Origin of the sequence: Bacteroides clarus (genome assembly GCF_015555825.1) — a bacterium.
GTDB classification, from domain to species: domain Bacteria; phylum Bacteroidota; class Bacteroidia; order Bacteroidales; family Bacteroidaceae; genus Bacteroides; species Bacteroides clarus.
This window is the reverse complement of record NZ_JADNLF010000016.1, coordinates 49,535-65,714: the sequence shown is the minus strand read 5'-3', so window position 1 is coordinate 65,714 and position 16,180 is coordinate 49,535. Positions and strand designations below refer to the sequence as shown.

General features: G+C 51.6%; 12 protein-coding genes and 2 pseudogenes. 5 read left to right on the top strand and 9 right to left on the bottom strand.

What is annotated here, in order from left to right; translation table 11 throughout:
- The first annotated feature begins 318 nt into the window (after positions 1-318).
- On the top strand, positions 319-1,356 hold the full coding sequence (locus I2F54_RS15030; RefSeq protein WP_087413387.1) for an asparaginase: 1,038 nt from the start codon (positions 319-321) through the stop codon (positions 1,354-1,356).
- Between the two features lie 216 nt (positions 1,357-1,572).
- Here I2F54_RS15030 and I2F54_RS15025 read toward each other — a convergent pair whose 3' ends face one another.
- Complete coding sequence (locus I2F54_RS15025; RefSeq protein ID WP_087413386.1) at positions 1,573-2,118, bottom strand: beta-class carbonic anhydrase; 546 nt, start codon at positions 2,116-2,118, stop codon at positions 1,573-1,575.
- Between the two features lie 112 nt (positions 2,119-2,230).
- Here I2F54_RS15025 and radA point away from each other — a divergent pair, with 112 nt between their 5' ends.
- Together radA and I2F54_RS15015 are read left to right on the top strand one after the other, a co-directional pair.
- Positions 2,231-3,598, top strand: a complete 1,368-nt coding sequence (gene radA / locus I2F54_RS15020) for a DNA repair protein RadA (protein ID WP_009122876.1) — start codon at positions 2,231-2,233, stop codon at positions 3,596-3,598.
- A gap of 76 nt (positions 3,599-3,674) precedes the next feature.
- Positions 3,675-5,300, top strand: coding sequence for an NAD(P)/FAD-dependent oxidoreductase (locus tag I2F54_RS15015; RefSeq protein WP_195501708.1), 1,626 nt, complete (start codon positions 3,675-3,677; stop codon positions 5,298-5,300).
- On the opposite strand, the gene I2F54_RS15010 is transcribed toward I2F54_RS15015, so the two are convergent.
- The 6 genes and pseudogenes from I2F54_RS15010 to lpdA all read right to left on the bottom strand — a co-directional run bounded on the left by I2F54_RS15010 (position 5,292) and on the right by lpdA (position 11,410).
- A complete protein-coding gene (locus I2F54_RS15010; RefSeq protein ID WP_039951147.1) occupies positions 5,292-5,798 on the bottom strand; it encodes a flavodoxin in 507 nt (168 codons plus the stop codon). The two genes, I2F54_RS15015 and I2F54_RS15010, sit on opposite strands and share 9 nt — an antisense overlap.
- 17 nt (positions 5,799-5,815) lie before the next feature.
- Positions 5,816-7,852 (bottom strand): alpha-ketoacid dehydrogenase subunit alpha/beta, encoded by a 2,037-nt coding sequence (locus tag I2F54_RS15005; protein ID WP_118047009.1) that lies wholly within the window; start codon positions 7,850-7,852, stop codon positions 5,816-5,818.
- Positions 7,853-7,870: 18 nt separating this feature from the next.
- Positions 7,871-8,875: pseudogene (locus tag I2F54_RS15000) on the bottom strand (dihydrolipoamide acetyltransferase family protein); the annotation flags it as partial.
- A 204-nt stretch (positions 8,876-9,079) separates the two neighbouring features.
- Positions 9,080-9,226 (bottom strand): annotated as a pseudogene (locus tag I2F54_RS16335) (biotin/lipoyl-containing protein); the annotation flags it as partial.
- An 85-nt stretch (positions 9,227-9,311) separates the two neighbouring features.
- Positions 9,312-10,064, bottom strand: coding sequence for a lipoate--protein ligase family protein (locus tag I2F54_RS14995; RefSeq protein ID WP_195501704.1), 753 nt, complete (start codon positions 10,062-10,064; stop codon positions 9,312-9,314).
- Complete coding sequence (gene lpdA / locus I2F54_RS14990) at positions 10,061-11,410, bottom strand: dihydrolipoyl dehydrogenase (RefSeq protein WP_195501702.1); 1,350 nt, start codon at positions 11,408-11,410, stop codon at positions 10,061-10,063. Before lpdA ends, I2F54_RS14995 begins: the two co-directional genes overlap by 4 nt.
- A 142-nt stretch (positions 11,411-11,552) precedes the next feature.
- On the opposite strand from lpdA, the gene I2F54_RS14985 reads away from it, so the two are divergent.
- Together I2F54_RS14985 and I2F54_RS14980 are read left to right on the top strand one after the other, a co-directional pair.
- Positions 11,553-12,173, top strand: coding sequence for a response regulator transcription factor (locus I2F54_RS14985; RefSeq protein ID WP_039951145.1), 621 nt, complete (start codon positions 11,553-11,555; stop codon positions 12,171-12,173).
- Between the two features lie 88 nt (positions 12,174-12,261).
- Positions 12,262-14,736, top strand: coding sequence for a TonB-dependent receptor (locus tag I2F54_RS14980; protein WP_195501700.1), 2,475 nt, complete (start codon positions 12,262-12,264; stop codon positions 14,734-14,736).
- Here I2F54_RS14980 and I2F54_RS14975 read toward each other — a convergent pair.
- Entirely contained in the window at positions 14,733-15,032 is a 300-nt protein-coding gene (locus tag I2F54_RS14975) for a hypothetical protein (protein WP_181993187.1), read from the bottom strand. The genes I2F54_RS14980 and I2F54_RS14975 overlap by 4 nt on opposite strands.
- Positions 15,002-16,039, bottom strand: a complete 1,038-nt coding sequence (locus I2F54_RS14970) for a hypothetical protein (protein ID WP_022219465.1) — start codon at positions 16,037-16,039, stop codon at positions 15,002-15,004. Before I2F54_RS14970 ends, I2F54_RS14975 begins: the two co-directional genes overlap by 31 nt.
- Positions 16,040-16,180 lie beyond the last annotated feature (141 nt).

The following is a 16,180-nucleotide window of genomic DNA, read 5'->3' as shown; positions in this document are numbered from 1 at the left end:
CAACCCCTAAGGGTCATGGTACACATGGATGTGACTGTATGTTGATAGTACTTGTTCATTGTCTCTTACTGCTATCGTTTATGATAAGTGTTGCAAAAGTAACAATAAAAATATTCAAACTATCACGTTTTATGACTTTTTTGCGATAAAAATACAATTTCACCTCATAAAGGACAGAAATATGTATATATCACGGCCGACAGATTCACACTTTTCACAGCGGAAAGGCAAGAATGCGAACGCAGTTTTATAACACTTTGCTATTATTTTAGAGATATATTACTATCTTTGCATAGTAACCATGTAAGAATCGAGCGTATGTCCCCAGATAACACTTCCGTTTTGTTAATTTACACCGGTGGCACTATCGGCATGATAGAGAATGCGGAAACCGGAGCTTTGGAGAACTTCAACTTCGAACATTTACAGAAGCATGTGCCCGAACTTCAGAATTTTACGTTCCGCATCGATACCTATCAGTTCGATCCGCCTATGGATTCTTCGGATATGGACCCGGATGCCTGGCGCAAACTCGTACGCATCATCAGCGACAACTACAATCGATATACAGGCTTCGTTATTCTTCACGGTACGGACACCATGGCCTACACGGCATCCGCCCTCAGCTTCATGCTCGAAGGTCTTAACAAGCCCGTCATTCTTACCGGCTCACAGCTTCCCATCGGCGTGCTTCGTACCGACGGTAAGGAAAACCTGCTGACGAGTATTGAAATAGCCACCGCCCGTCATTCCGGCGGACGGCCTATCGTACCGGAAGTATGTATCTTTTTTGAAAATCACCTGATGCGCGGCAACCGCACTACCAAAATAAATGCGGAAAACTTCAACGCTTTCCGCTCGTACAATTATCCGGTACTTGCTTCCGCCGGCATACATATTAAATATAACAATGTACAGATACATACGGAAAATGCACACGGACAACTGCGGCCGCATTATCTGCTTGACACCGATATTGCCATACTGAAACTCTTCCCCGGCATTCAGGAGAGCGTGGTAGATGCCATTCTTGCCATAAAAGGCCTGAAAGCCGTGGTTCTGGAAACATACGGTTCAGGGAACGCTCCCCGGAAGGAATGGTTCCTTCGCCGCCTTCATGACGCTTGCGAACAGGGCGTTGTCATCGTAAACGTTACCCAGTGCAATGCCGGTACGGTGGAAATGGAACGTTATGAAACAGGTTACCGGCTGATGCAGGCAGGCGTAGTATGCGGATATGACAGCACCACGGAATCCGCCGTGACCAAACTGATGTTTTTGTTAGGACACAACTACTCTCCCGCAGAGGTACGCGAACTGATGAACCGCCCCATTGCAGGTGAGATTACGATATAACAGGGATGCCTGTATAAGCAAGCCGGGACGAGAGTACCGGTGAGATAGTATTAAAAGCCTTATAATATAGCATTAAAAGCCTTTTAATGCTATATTATAAGGCTTTTAATACTATCTCATCATAGGGAAGAGGGCGGCAGATACAGTGAAAGAAGAAAGACGGCTCCCGCCAATATCCGGTTAAAGGTATACATCCATACGGATAATCATAACCGTTTATTCCACCACAGGGCTCAAGGCTCCGGTAATCGAGTCTATGATAAACCCGGAAACATGCACGTCTTCCGGAATCAGCGGATGTTCCAGAATAGCTTTTACCGTCTCCCGGACGGATTTCTCCGTATCGCCGAAACCGTAAAGCCACGAGTCGAAATCCACCCCGCAGAAACGTATCATATCTATCGTCTCCTGCTTGATACCGCGCGCTTTCATGTGTTCTATCATTTGGGCGCTGCTCATATGGCATGCACCGCAATCGGAATGCGCAATGACCATCACCTCTTTCACCCCCAATTCATAGATAGCCACCATAAGACTGCGTATGACACTGCCGAAAGGATGCGAAATGATTCCGCCCGCATTCTTTATCATCTTGACATCACCGTTCTTGATACCCAAAGCCGCCGGAAGCAATTCCGTCAGACGGGTATCCATACAAGATAAGATGGCGATTTTCTTATCGGGATATTTGTTGGTGATATACTTCTCATATCCCTTGTTCTCTACAAACTGCTTATTGTGTTTAAGAATATCTTCTATCATGGTTTCCGTTTTATATTTCTGAGAACAAATATAAAAAAACTCTGTGACACACCGCCGGCTCTGAAACGAAAAATCGTACCTTTGGGCAATTATTCTAAAGGAAGTTCTTTTTATGGCAAAAGAGAAGACGGTATATGTATGTAGCAACTGCGGACAGGAATCGCCCAAATGGGTAGGTAAATGCCCGTCGTGCGGAGAGTGGAACACCTATGTAGAAGAGATTGTACGCAAGGAAGCAGTAAACAAGCGTCCGGTATCGGGCATAGAAACAGCCAAAGCAAAACCCGTAACATTAAACGAGATTGCCGCCGATGACGAACCCCGCATCGACCTGCATGACGCGGAACTGAACCGTGTGCTGGGCGGCGGGCTGGTGCAGGGCTCGCTCGTACTGATAGGCGGCGAACCGGGTATCGGCAAGTCCACCCTGGTACTGCAAACCATACTCCGCATACCGGAGAAACGCATCCTTTACATATCCGGGGAAGAAAGCGCCCGGCAGTTAAAACTGCGTGCCGACCGCCTGTCAAGTACGTCCTGCGACTGCCTGATTGTCTGTGAAACCTCGTTGGAACAGATTTATGTACATATCAGGAACACACATCCCGATTTAGTCATAATAGACTCCATACAGACCATTTCCACGGAGACGCTCGAATCCTCTCCGGGCAGCATAGCCCAAGTCAGGGAGTGCTCCGCCTCTATCCTGCGCTTTGCCAAAGAGACGCATACGGCGGTTATCCTCATCGGGCATATCAACAAAGAAGGAAGCATTGCCGGGCCTAAAGTACTGGAACATATCGTAGACACCGTACTTCAATTTGAAGGCGACCAGCATTATATGTACCGCATCTTGCGCAGCATCAAAAACCGCTTCGGAAGCACCGCCGAACTGGGCATCTATGAAATGAGGCAGGACGGTCTGCGACAGGTAAGCAATCCTTCGGAGCTGCTTCTCAGCCAAGACCATGAAGGGATGAGCGGCATAGCCATCGCCTCAGCCATAGAAGGCGTACGACCGTTCCTGATAGAGACGCAGGCATTGGTCAGCAGCGCCGTATACGGAAACCCGCAACGCTCCGCCACCGGTTTCGACATACGGAGAATGAATATGTTACTCGCCGTACTGGAGAAGCGCGTCGGCTTCAAACTCGCCCAGAAAGACGTTTTTCTCAATATCGCCGGCGGGCTGAAAGTAAACGACCCCGCTATCGACCTGGCCGTTATCAGCGCCATTCTGTCCAGCAACATGGATACCGCCATCGAACCCGAAATCTGTATGGCGGGAGAAATAGGGCTGTCCGGTGAAATCCGCCCCGTAAACCGGATTGAGCAACGCATCGGCGAAGCGGAAAAGCTCGGTTTCAAACGGTTTATATTACCAAAATACAATTTGCAGGGACTGAATACCTCCAAATTAAAGATAGAGCTGATACCGGTGAGAAAGGTGGAAGAAGCGTTCCGGGCACTGTTCGGCTAAATCCGTCCCAGAGCGATTTTGCCGCAGGGCATACGGATTAATACACATTATTATATAGTATACAGAAAGAAAACCAATGATACAAGAATACCAATTACGCGTGTTGCCTGAAATCGCAGCCAACGAACAACGCATAAAAGAATACCTCATACAAGAGAAAGGGCTGAACGCGCGCGACATTACGGCCACACGAATTCTGAAACGCAGCATCGATGCACGCCAGCGGACCATCTTCGTAAACCTGACCGTGCGCACCTATCTCAATGAGATGCCGAAAGAGAAGGAGTATCAGGAAACCGTCTATCATAATGTGTCGGACAAGCCGCAAGTCATTGTTGTAGGAGCCGGCCCCGGCGGGCTGTTCGCCGCCTTGCGTCTGATAGAGCTTGGTTTGCGCCCCGTCATAGTGGAACGCGGAAAGAATGTGCGCGACCGCAAAAAAGACCTTGCCCTGATAGGAAGGGAGCAGACCGTCAACCCGGAATCCAATTACAGTTTCGGAGAAGGCGGCGCGGGAGCCTATTCGGACGGCAAGCTCTATACCCGCAGTAAAAAGCGGGGAAACGTAGATAAAATACTGAACGTATTCTGCCAGCATGGCGCTTCGTCTTCCATACTCGTAGACGCCCATCCCCATATCGGAACCGACAAACTGCCGCGGGTCATAGAAAATATGCGGAATACAATCATCGATTGTGGCGGTGAAGTGCATTTTGAGACACGCATGGACGCCCTTATCATTGAAAACGATGAAGTGAAAGGCATCGAAACCAATACCGGGCAAACGCTCCTCGGTCCTGTAATACTCGCCACCGGACACTCTGCACGGGATGTATACCGCTGGCTTGCAGCCAACCGGGTGGAAATAGAGGCCAAAGGCATCGCCGTAGGAGTACGCCTGGAACATCCCGCTTCCCTGATAGACCGGATACAATACCACAGCCGCAACGGACGCGGCAAATACCTGCCCGCCGCCGAGTACAGCTTTGTTTCCCAGGTGGACGGAAGAGGCGTGTACAGCTTCTGCATGTGCCCCGGAGGCTTTGTCGTTCCGGCAGCCAGCGGTCCCCGGCAAATAGTAGTCAACGGCATGAGCCCCAGCAACCGGGGTTCCCGGTGGAGCAACTCGGGAATGGTAGTGGAACTGCGCCCGGAAGACTTGGGGAATGAAGAATTAAGAATGATGAATGAAGAATGGGCTGCGCAACAAAGCAGTGCGGCCGACGCTCGACTTTCGGATTTCAATTCCCAACTCAACATGATGTACTTTCAAGAAGCTTTGGAACGTCTTTGCTGGCAGCAGGGCAACATGAAGCAAACAGCACCGGCACAACGCATGGCGGACTTTACAAAGAAAAAGCTCAGCTACGACCTGCCGGAAAGTTCGTATGCTCCCGGACTGGTATCATCGCCTCTGCACTTCTGGATGCCGCCGTTCATCGCAGACCGGCTGAGCAAAGGTTTCCAGCAATTCGGAAAGTACAGCCACGGTTTCCTTACCAACGAAGCCACCATGATCGGGGTCGAAACCCGTACATCGGCTCCGGTGCGTATTGTCAGAGACAAAGATACGCTGCAACACGTCCGCTTGAAAGGGTTGTTTCCCTGCGGAGAGGGAGCCGGATATGCAGGCGGTATCGTATCAGCCGGGATTGACGGGGAACGGTGCGCGGAAGCCGTAGGCCGGCTCTTACTACAATAATTCCGTTTTCAGCCGGTCACACCAGGCTTTGATACGCTTATCGGTTCTTCCGGACTGGTTCTCGATATCAATAACCAGTCCGCACCATTCATTACCTCGTAAAGCCTTCGACCGGTTGAATGAATACTCTTTAGCGGGAGTAAATCCCACTAAAGCAGCTCCCGCCTTTTCAAAAGCATCACCCAGAATACCCAGGCCGTCAACAAAATTATCGGGATAATTCACCTGGTCGCCCAGGCCGAAAAGAGCAACGCGCTTTCCTTTCAAGTCCAATGTCTCCAGTTCAGGAATCAGCTCATCCCAATAGGTGGGCAGCTCTCCGTCAAACCAGGTGGATACTCCGACAATCAAATTGTCATAGGCCTCGAAATCATTGCCCCAAGCCTGTTCGGCCGGAATGATATCCACATACTCCGTACCCAATGCCTCACGTATCTTCTTCGCTATCTGTGAGGTCTTCACTGCATTCGCAGCATAAAACAATCCTATCTTTTTCATAATCCGTTCATCTTTCATTAAAATTCCAGCAGCTTCTTGGCCGCATCATAGATTCTGTCCGCGTCCGGCAGGATAGCACGTTCCAATACCGGATGAAAACCTACGGGTGTAAAGGTGGAACCTACCCGCTGTACCGGAGCGTCCAGATAGCGGAACATATCCGAACCGATACCGGCGGCAATCTCGCCGCCAAAACCGCCGAACACCTTATCCTCGTGCACCACCAATGCCTTGCCGGTCTTCTTCACCGACTCATAAATCGTCTCCCTGTCCAGCGGAATCAAAGAACGTATATCGATGACTTCCACATTCCAGCCGCCTTCTTTTTCCAGACGCTCGGCCACATGCAGACAGAGGTGCGTCGTATTGCCATAAGTAATGATGCTCAAGTCGGAACCCTCCCTGCGGATACGCGCCTTACCGAACGGAACTTCAAAATCTTCGGGTACGACCGTCGCCGCTTCCACCGAGTTATACAAAGCTTTCGGTTCGAGAAACAGCGTAAATCCGCGCGAGCGCATACTCGTACGAAGCAGTCCGGCAGCGTCATCCGCAAAGGACGGGTATACAATGCGCGCTCCGGGCAAGGTAGCCAAAGCCCCTTCGAGATTCTGCGAATGATAAAGCCCTCCGCCGATATAGCCGCCCGAAGCCAGACGTAACGTTACATTGGGAACAAACTTCCCGTTGCTGCGCCAGTACTCGTGCGTACATTCCACATACTGCTCAACCGCAGGCCAGAAGTAATCGGCAAACTCCGCACCTTCTATTACGACACGTATCTTCGGGTCAAAACGGCTCATGCCGTTTGCCGTACCCACAATATAGTCCTCGGCAATGGGCGCACTGAACACGCGCGCCTCTCCAAACTCCTGCTGCATACCTTTCGTAACATTAAAGACACCGCCCTTATCCTTATTGGCAACGTCCTGTCCCCAAATAAAAGTATCGGGATTATGCCGGAATTCCGCTTTCAGGGTTTCATTGATAGCATTCACCAGAAACTCTTTCCCGCCTTCCGTCTCGGAGTGCACACCGTCCCTGTATTTTTCAGGCTTATAAGGCTCGGGCAGTACATAGTCGAATATGGTCTTCGGATCCGGGTCGGGAGCAGCCAGCGCCTTACGGTTGGCTGCGGACAAATCTTTCTTCGCCTTTTCCTCAATCGCAACCAAATCTTCCTCGGTAAGGCGTTTGTAGCGCAGCAACATCCTGCGGAACTTCATCAAAGGATCGGCGGCCTTTACGTAAGTCAGCTCTCCTTCATCACGATACAACGTATGCTTATCCGAATTGGAATGCGAACCGATACGCACACAATTGGCATGCACAATCACCGGATTGCGGTTAAGCAACGCGTATTCCCGCGCCTCGGTCATCGCATTCATCGAGTCAAAGACATCCTTGCCGTTGCAATGAATGATTTTCAAGTTCTTGAAACCGGAAAAGTTATCGGCAACCTTACGCGCCGCAGTCTGGTCTTTCTTCGGTACGGAGATGCCATATCCGTTATCCTGCCAGACGAAGATAACCGGCAAACGCTCCAGACTCGCACCATTGACAGCCTCATACACAAACCCCTCGGACGAGGCCGACTCGCCATGCGAAGTGATAACCACTCCTTTATGCCCGTAATACACCATGGCCCGCGCCACGCCTGCGGCGTGCAGGTCGTGCGTACCTGTCGCCGAAGATATATTCTCGATATGCCACTCCGGTTTGGCAAAGTGATTGGACATGTGCCGTCCGCCGCTTCCCGGATCGGTAGCCTTCGAGATGCCGTTCAGTATCAGTTCTTCGGGAGTCATTCCTGCCGAAAGCACTGTCAGCATATCCCTGTAATAAGGAAAGAGGAAATCCTCTCCTTTGGTGAATACCTGTCCCATTGCCAGCTGTATGCCGTCATGCCCCGCATACGGAGCATGGTAAGACCAGCCTAAGGACTGCAACAGATAGGCAGGCGCTTTCTCGTCAAGCGCACGCCCCAACGCCATTAAGTAATACCACTTCTTCAGCGTTTCCGCATCCGTGGTTTTTATATCATATTTCTTCATAATACTCTTTTTTTAGTTTTATTCATTCCAGTTCTCCAGGTAATTCTTGATGAAGTAGAGGAAGTTGCCTCCCAGCGACCCGTCCACCACTCGGTGGTCGTAAGACAAGGAAAGATACATCTTATGGCGGATAGCTATCACATCCCCTTCGGGCGTTTCCATAACGGCGGGTTTCTTCTCTATCACCCCTACTCCCAATATGGCGACCTGAGGCTGATTGATGATAGGCGTACCGAACAGCGACTTGAACGTGCCGAAATTGGTAATCGTAAACGTACCGCCCGCTATATCGTCGGGCGTCAGTTTGTTGACGCGCGCTTTAGCCGCCAAGCCGTCTATCGCAATGGCAAGTCCGCTCAGGTTCAGCCGGTCGGCATCGCGCACAACAGGTACAATCAGGTTACCGTCGTTTTGCGATACGGCTATTCCCACATTGATATGCTTCTTGAACAAGATGTTATAACCTTCCACGGAAACATTCACCTGCGGATAGGCAACCAGTGCCTTGGCTGTCGCTTCGGTAATGGCAGGCATATAGGTCAGTTTCACCCCTTCACGTTTAAGGAAAACCTCCTTATTCTTCTCACGCCACTTCACAAGTTTCGTCATATCCACTTCCACCAGCGTGGTTACGTGCGGAGAAGTATGTTTGGACATCACCATGTGGTCGGCAATCATCCGGCGGACACGATCCATCTCTTTCACCTCGATACCTTCTGCGGAAGAGGTTGCAGTCGCGGACGAGGGCCGAGGCGCTACCGATGCCGATGTGCCTTGTACGGGAGATACCGCCGATACCGGTTTCGGCGCGGCAGCCGCGCTCACCTTCGGAGCCGGCGTCACATCCGGCTTCGCAACGGCAACGCCCGCCCCGCCATTCTGTTTCCGTATGATATATCGCTTGATATCCTTTTTGCTCAAACGCCCCTGATAGCCTGTACCCGGAATCTTATCCAACTCCTCTTGCAATATCCGGGCTTCGCGCGCCAATTGGAGAACCACCGGAGAATACCAGCGCTCATCTTCCGACTTGGCGGCTTGCGCCTCAGGCAGTTCCCGCGCCGCAGCCGAAGCATCGGACGCAACATTATCCGCCGCAGCGACCTTGGCGCTTTCCGCCGTACCGGCAGGAGATTCGGAAACCTCATCGTCTCCACCCATATCCACCACAGCCACTACCGTACCTACCGCAACGGTATCGCCCTCCTGAAACAAGATCTCCACTATCTTACCCTCCACCGGCGAAGGAATCTCCGCACTGACTTTGGCTGTATTCACTTCAAACAGCACATCATCTTCCTTGATGACGTCCCCCACTTGTACCGACCAGGAGACAATAGTCCCTTCGGTTATACTTTCGCCCAGCTTGGGCATCTTTATCTCAAATCTCGACATATAGTTAAGTTTTAGGTTATTAGTTCTTATTATGTAAACAAATCGCCCGGAAGTAAAGTTTACCTCACACCGAAACCGATACGACCTTATCGTATATCCACTCCCCGCAGGCGTATTTTTCGGCCTTCAGCCGTTCAATCTCCTTCAAATCCCCGGGAGTGAAACGATAGATACGGCTGTCTCCCTTCTCAAAGAAGAAGTGAAACAGCAGACGGGCGAAGCGTCTCAGAGGCAGGACGGGCGACAGATGCTCACTGATATTCGTTACCGTACTTCTCACAGACGGAACGGCACGCAGCACGCGTGAACCGGGCGATAAATCCCCGTCACCGCCCTTTCCGCATAATGCGGCGTCCAGTGCCAGCAGATTGGTGGAATACAATAAAGTACAATGATACATCACCCTGTTCTTATGGATGCACTGCGCACTGCCCGACACTTTCCGCCCGTCTACATAGATACCCATCCGCTTGTCGGTATACGCCACAATGCCGAGGGTTTCAAGGAAATCCACAGTCTGCCGCAGGTAGTACTCAAAGTCGGGACGCTCCACCGTTTCTATAAAGCTCAGATTGAGGTTACCCTCATCGTGGTACACAGCCCCGCCACCGGAAAAACGGCGCGCCAACGCGATATCGTTCGCGCGCAGATACGCCTCATCCGTTTCCTTCCGTACACTCTGGTGCTTGCCTATCACCACAGAAGGGGCGGACTGCCACACCATAAAGAAATTATCTTTCTTTTTCTTGAGAAGGTACTCTTCCGCCGCCAGATTGAAATACACATCCGTACAGCGGTTATCTATGCAGGATGTCATGCAAACAGTGTTTCGTGAAATATCTCTCCCACCGTAGGATGCGGGAATACGCTCTTTTGAAACTCCTCCACCGTATAGCCGTGCTGAACGGCAATGCCCGCCACTACGACCATCTCCGATGCCGGATTGCCCAGCAGGTGGCAGCCGATAATCCGTTCGTCATCGTCCAGTACCAGTTTGCACAGCCCGTTTCCCAATTCGTTTTCGGCAACGAAACGTCCGGAATACGCCATAGGCAGCTTCTGTATGTGATAGCCGGTGCCGGCGGCTTTCAGTTCTTCTTCGGTCTTCCCCACTCCGGCGACTTCCGGATTGGTATAGACCACACCCGGTATGCAGTCGTAGTTCATCATATCCTCTACTCCCAGAATATGGTTAACCGCCACTTCACTCTCACGAATCGCGGTGTGCGCCAGCATGGAGCGCCCCGTTATATCGCCGCAGGCGTAAACACGGGGATGGGACGTTTGCATATGCTCATCCACCTTCACGCCGTTGCGCAGCAGCTCGATATCCAGTTTGTCCAATCCCGCCTTATCAAGATTCGCCTTACGGCCTACGCTTACCAAAACTCTTCCGGCCTCTATCAGGGAAGCCTTGCCGTCCTTTTCGACAGTCACCCCCTCTTGGGACACCGCCGTTACTTTCGTATTCAGATAGAAGTTCACGCCCCGTTTCAGATATTCCGCACGCAGCATGCCGCTCGTTTCCTTGTCCATCGCCCCCAGTATCTCGGGCATCATCTCCACAACGCTCACCTTCACCCCCATACTGTTGAAGAAAGAGGCGAACTCCATGCCGATAACGCCGCCACCGATGATAACCAGCGATTGGGGGAGCTCCTTGCTCTCGAGCGCTTCTTTGGAAGTCCAGTAATCCGTATCGGACAAGCCGGGTATCGGCGGGACAACCGTATCGGAACCGGTACACACCAGCAGATAGGTTGCTTCGTAGGTTTCACCGCCCGACACGATGCGGAATATTCCGTTCTCCTCACCCGCTATCACGGCTTCCCGCTCCACTATGGCGACGCCATACGAGCCGACTGTCATCTTCACGCCGCCCGTCAGTTTCTTTACAACTTTATCTTTGCGGTCGATTATCTTTTCCATGTCGAAAGCCGCCGCATCGGGAACGGCTATGCCGTATTTGGCGGCTCCTTTCATAGTATCCCACAGCTTGGCGGAATACAACAGTGTCTTTGTTGGAATACATCCTTCATTCAGGCACACGCCGCCAATGGCTTTCTTCTCAAACAAGACGGTCTTCAAACCGCCGGCAGCCGCTCTCTCGGCCGCTGTATATCCGGCAGGCCCGCCGCCGATAATGGCTATATCATATCTCATAACGTTAAGGTTTTAAGTTAGTTATAAACTACTAACAAATAAGAGAGTGACAGAGTTCTGCATTCGGGCGAAATTCATTTCCCCGCATTATAAGGATGATACAAAAATAATCCGTACTTTTGCGGGCAAACCCTGTATCTTTATGACAACTCCCGAAATAGCAATCGTCGCTCCCAACACACTGACCTCTTTGGGATTGCAGAACCTTCTGGAAGAGATTATCCCGATGGCCACCATCCGCGTGTTCCGTTCTTTCGCCGAACTCATGGACGACACGCCCGACATGTACGCCCATTACTTCATCTCTTCCCGGATATACTTCGAGCATACCTCTTTCTTCCTGCCCCGCAAACCCAAAACCATCGTACTGGCAGGCGGCGACAACCAGCCCCAGCTATCGGGAGTACCTACCCTGAACATCTATCAGGACGAGAAAAGCCTCATCAAAGATATTCTCCAACTGCACCGGTACGGCCATCACCACGGGCATCCGGGCAAGCAACCGGACGGCTCCCGCTCCTCCATGCCGCCCCATGCCGCCAACGGCGCCGACGACCACGACCTGTCCGCCCGCGAAATAGAAGTGCTGGTACTCATCACCAAAGGGCTCATCAACAAAGAGATTGCCGACAAACTGAACATCAGCCTCACCACCGTCATCACCCACCGCAAGAACATCGTGGAGAAGCTGGGCATCAAGTCCGTATCGGGACTGACCATTTACGCCGTGATGCACGGCTACATTGACGCCGACGGGATATAATAAAGCGCTTCCCCCTCATAATCCTCATAAATTAGGATTGCACGGACTGGAGATTTCGCGTTACTTTGCAGCCGAAATAAAACCAGTTATGAAACAATATAAGATTATCACCCTGATTCTGATGCTCCTCACTGCCGGCAATGCGCTTGCAGAAGACCTGGACACCCTGAAAGTAGTGGACGTTGAAGAAATCCTCGTCATCGCAGCGCCCAAAGAAAACCGCAAGTTGCGCGAGCTGCCCACGGCCGTCACCCTGCTTTCGCAGGAAGACATGCAGGCTGCCCGGGTGGGCTCCATCAAGAACCTGACAGGACTTGTTCCCAACATGTTCATCCCCGACTACGGCTCACGCCTGACTTCCGCCGTTTACATCCGAGGCATCGGCTCGCGCATCAACACGCCGTCCATCGGACTGTATGTGGACAACATCCCCTACATCGACAAATCCGCTTTCGACTTCGACTACTCCGACATCGAACGCATCGACGTATTGCGCGGCCCGCAAGGAACCCTGTACGGACGCAACGCGATGGGCGGGCTGATTAAGATTCACACCAAATCGCCTTTCTCCTATCAGGGCACAGACTTCCGCATGGGCGCGGGCACGCACAATGCCTACAACACTTCGCTGACGCATTACCACCGGGTGTCCGAGCGTTTCGCTTTCTCCACCGGCGGCTTCTATGACTACGAAGGCGGCTTCTTCCGCAACGCGGCGCTGAACAATAAGAAAATAGATAAAGGGCAGTCGGCCGGAGGACGCTTCCGCGGCATCTACCTGCCTTCCGAGAACTGGAAAGCGGACTTGAACATAAGCTACGAATACAGCGACCAGGGCGGCTATCCGTACTATTATACAGGCAGCGTCAATCCCGCCGCCCAAAGCGAAGACATGAAATCCTATATCGGTACAATCTCCAACAACCGCGAAAGCAGTTACTACCGCAATCTGCTGAATACAGGGCTGAACCTCGAATACCAGGCGCAGCGCTTCACCCTGAGCGCCGTAACGGGTTATCAGTTCCTGAAAGACCGCATGTTCATCGACCAGGATTTCACCGCAAAAGATATTTATACGCTGGAACAAAGGCAGCGCATCCATACCCTGAGCGAAGAGATTGTGATGAAAAGCAAAGGCAATGGCCGCTGGCAATGGGCCACGGGTGTATTCGGCTTCTACCAATGGCTGAAAACCGACGCACCGGTGACCTTCAGAGAAGACGGCATGAATATGCTGGGGCAGATGCTGGGCAGTGTAATCCCTTCCAAAATAGAAGTTACCATGATGCCGGGCATGGGACTCAATATCCTGCCGTCCTTGCAACTCGGCAGCGGCAATCTGCTCATTAACGGCAATTTCGACACGCCGCTTCTCAACGGAGCGCTGTTCCACCAATCCACTTTCCGGGACTTATTCGGCCTGACGGGATTATCCTTCACAGCCGGATTGCGTCTGGACTACGAGAAGATGAAGATGAACTACGACTCCGGTACCGCAATGGACTATACGGTAGGTATCAAGGGAGAAATGGTACGGGGCGGACAGGTTATCAAAGAAATACCGATGATGCCCGAGACGGCGCTCACCGTACAGTCACGCTACCGGGGTTCCATCGATAAGGATTACCTGCAACTGTTGCCTAAGTTTGCCCTTCAATACGATTTCAAAGACAATCTGGGCAACGTTTACGCAACCGTAAGCAAGGGCTACCGTTCGGGCGGATATAACATCCAGATGTTCTCCGACCTGTTGCAGTCCAGCCTGCAAAACGACATGAAGCGACAGACGAAAGAAGAAGTGCTGAAAGCCATAGAGAACTCCCCCGGCGCATCTTACAAAGATTTTATCAGCGAAAAGTTCCCCGATGCAGGCGAGAACCCCGACGCCCGCTCCGCCACCGAGTACAAGCCGGAGCAAACCTGGAACTATGAAATCGGAGCCCACCTGAACCTTTTCAATAACCGTCTGCGCACCGACGCCGCACTCTTCTGGCTGGAGACGCGCGACCAGCAAATCTCACGTTTCGCGGGAGCGAGCGGCTTGGGACGCGAGACGGTCAACGCGGGCAAGAGCCGTAGCCTCGGCGCCGAACTGGCTCTGGCTGCCGCCATCACCACCGACTTCACGCTGAACACCAGCTACGGCTATACGTACGCCACCTTCAAGGATTACGTAACCAACGCCCGCGTCAACGGCCGGCTTCAGGAAATCAGCTACAACGGCCACTACGTACCTTTCGTCCCCAAACATACGCTGACCGTAGGCGGGCAGTACATTTTCCGCATCAATCCGGGATATTGGCTGGACCGCATCCAACTGAATGCCGGCTATACCGGTGCAGGACGCGTCTACTGGACGGAAGAAAATACCGTCAGCCAGTCGTTCTACGGTACGCTGAACGGACGTGTCAGTTTACAGAAAGGCCGCGGACAGATAGATTTCTGGGTGCGTAACGCGCTGGACAAGGATTATGCCGCTTTCTACTTTGAGAGCATGGGCAACGGGTTCATGCAGAAAGGACGCCCCATCCAGGCGGGAATCGAGCTGCGCTGCAGATTTTAGCAAATGAAACCGAACGTTTTCGGCAAGTCTGCAAACAGGTTTCGCAAGCCACTTTCCATAAACAGGTTACGTGTACCAAAGTAATACCATGCTTTGGTACGCGAAATACCAACCGTTGGTACGGGAAGTACCACACATTGGTACATGAGGTACCACGCTTTGGTATGCGGAGTACCAACCGTTGGTACATGGAATACCGGCCGTTGGTAGACAACATACCCGCCTTTGGAACGGAATGTACCAACCGCCGATACCGATGAAATACTTATTCGTTGATTGCCCCGCAATGCGGACAAACTCCTTTCGCCCCTATCTTCTGTCCGCAATTACCGCAGCGATAGCGGGATGCAGCCAGTGACGAACGCAGTTTCCTGAGGAATACCCACACAAATACGGCGATAAACAAATAGCCGATATATATCTGGGTAGTCAATATAAAGAAGAAATAACAAAAGATGCAACAAGAGGCCAGCCCCAACAGATAGAACACTGCCGCCGCCGGACTCAGCAGACGGAACAAATCGTCGAGCACCGCCAGCAGCACAATGACAAACAACCAAAGGCTCATAAGGAACACAGAAAGCACGAACGGCACTTTAAACGGCGATAGCGTAGGATTGAAGTAAAAATGCTGCCACGTCTCCGGTACAAATACCTGCATAGACTCGTACACGGTGGCGCTGAACGCCAGCAACAGGCATAGCAGCAACGGATATACACTGTCTATATCATTGAAGCAGACCATTTGCAACTGCCTGCGCCGGAACGCACGAAACAGCCATACCGCCACGAACAAGGCGAAAATAACAATGAAATAGGACGCATGCGTATCGCTGAACAGGTAAATGGCCTGGGAGATACTGTCCGTAGGAACAAAAGCCCGCATCATATCCTTTTCCCGAAGCCAGCCCTGCACTTCCTGAGAATGGGCGAGTTTCACCCATACGCTATCCACGCTGTCCGCGGGATGAATGGCAAACTCCGCCACTACCACCCTATCCCCTTTGTACAGCGTGTTGTAACAATCCTTTACAGGCAGACAGGCTATCGTCACCGAATCATCCTGTACCTCCAAGTTCGTATTCCACGTATAATGACGCTCATACAGATAAGCCAGCGAATCGCGGGTCTTTGCTCCCAGTTTCCCGTTTTCCAAGTCGGGACGGGGGTAATGGCAGGACGTAAGAACAAAAACAGTAAATATGAAGTATAAAGTATAAGGTATGAAGCATAAAGGGCGGGGCACACGCCGGACGGTGATGTCGCGTTTACAGCTACTTATGTTTACTTCCTCTTTCTTCATATTACACACTTCCGATACTCATTCGTAATCATCCTATTCTGAATCGTCTTGTACAGTCTGTCATTCAGAGCGGAGAGAATACTCTTTTTTTAGATGTATAGAGGGAAGAGATTCTTCGCTTCGCTCCGGATGACTGATAGT

Coding starts and splice junctions, on each gene's coding strand:
- lpdA (WP_195501702.1), bottom strand. CDS start 11,410: ATGAGATATGATATAGCCATTATCGGCGGCGGGCCTGCCGGATATACA.
- I2F54_RS14980 (WP_195501700.1), top strand. CDS start 12,262: ATGAAACAATATAAGATTATCACCCTGATTCTGATGCTCCTCACTGCC.
- I2F54_RS15030 (WP_087413387.1), top strand. CDS start 319: ATGTCCCCAGATAACACTTCCGTTTTGTTAATTTACACCGGTGGCACT.
- I2F54_RS15005 (WP_118047009.1), bottom strand. CDS start 7,852: ATGAAGAAATATGATATAAAAACCACGGATGCGGAAACGCTGAAGAAG.
- radA (WP_009122876.1), top strand. CDS start 2,231: ATGGCAAAAGAGAAGACGGTATATGTATGTAGCAACTGCGGACAGGAA.
- I2F54_RS15015 (WP_195501708.1), top strand. CDS start 3,675: ATGATACAAGAATACCAATTACGCGTGTTGCCTGAAATCGCAGCCAAC.
- I2F54_RS14970 (WP_022219465.1), bottom strand. CDS start 16,039: ATGAAGAAAGAGGAAGTAAACATAAGTAGCTGTAAACGCGACATCACC.
- I2F54_RS14995 (WP_195501704.1), bottom strand. CDS start 10,064: ATGACATCCTGCATAGATAACCGCTGTACGGATGTGTATTTCAATCTG.
- I2F54_RS14985 (WP_039951145.1), top strand. CDS start 11,553: ATGACAACTCCCGAAATAGCAATCGTCGCTCCCAACACACTGACCTCT.
- I2F54_RS15025 (WP_087413386.1), bottom strand. CDS start 2,118: ATGATAGAAGATATTCTTAAACACAATAAGCAGTTTGTAGAGAACAAG.
- I2F54_RS15010 (WP_039951147.1), bottom strand. CDS start 5,798: ATGAAAAAGATAGGATTGTTTTATGCTGCGAATGCAGTGAAGACCTCA.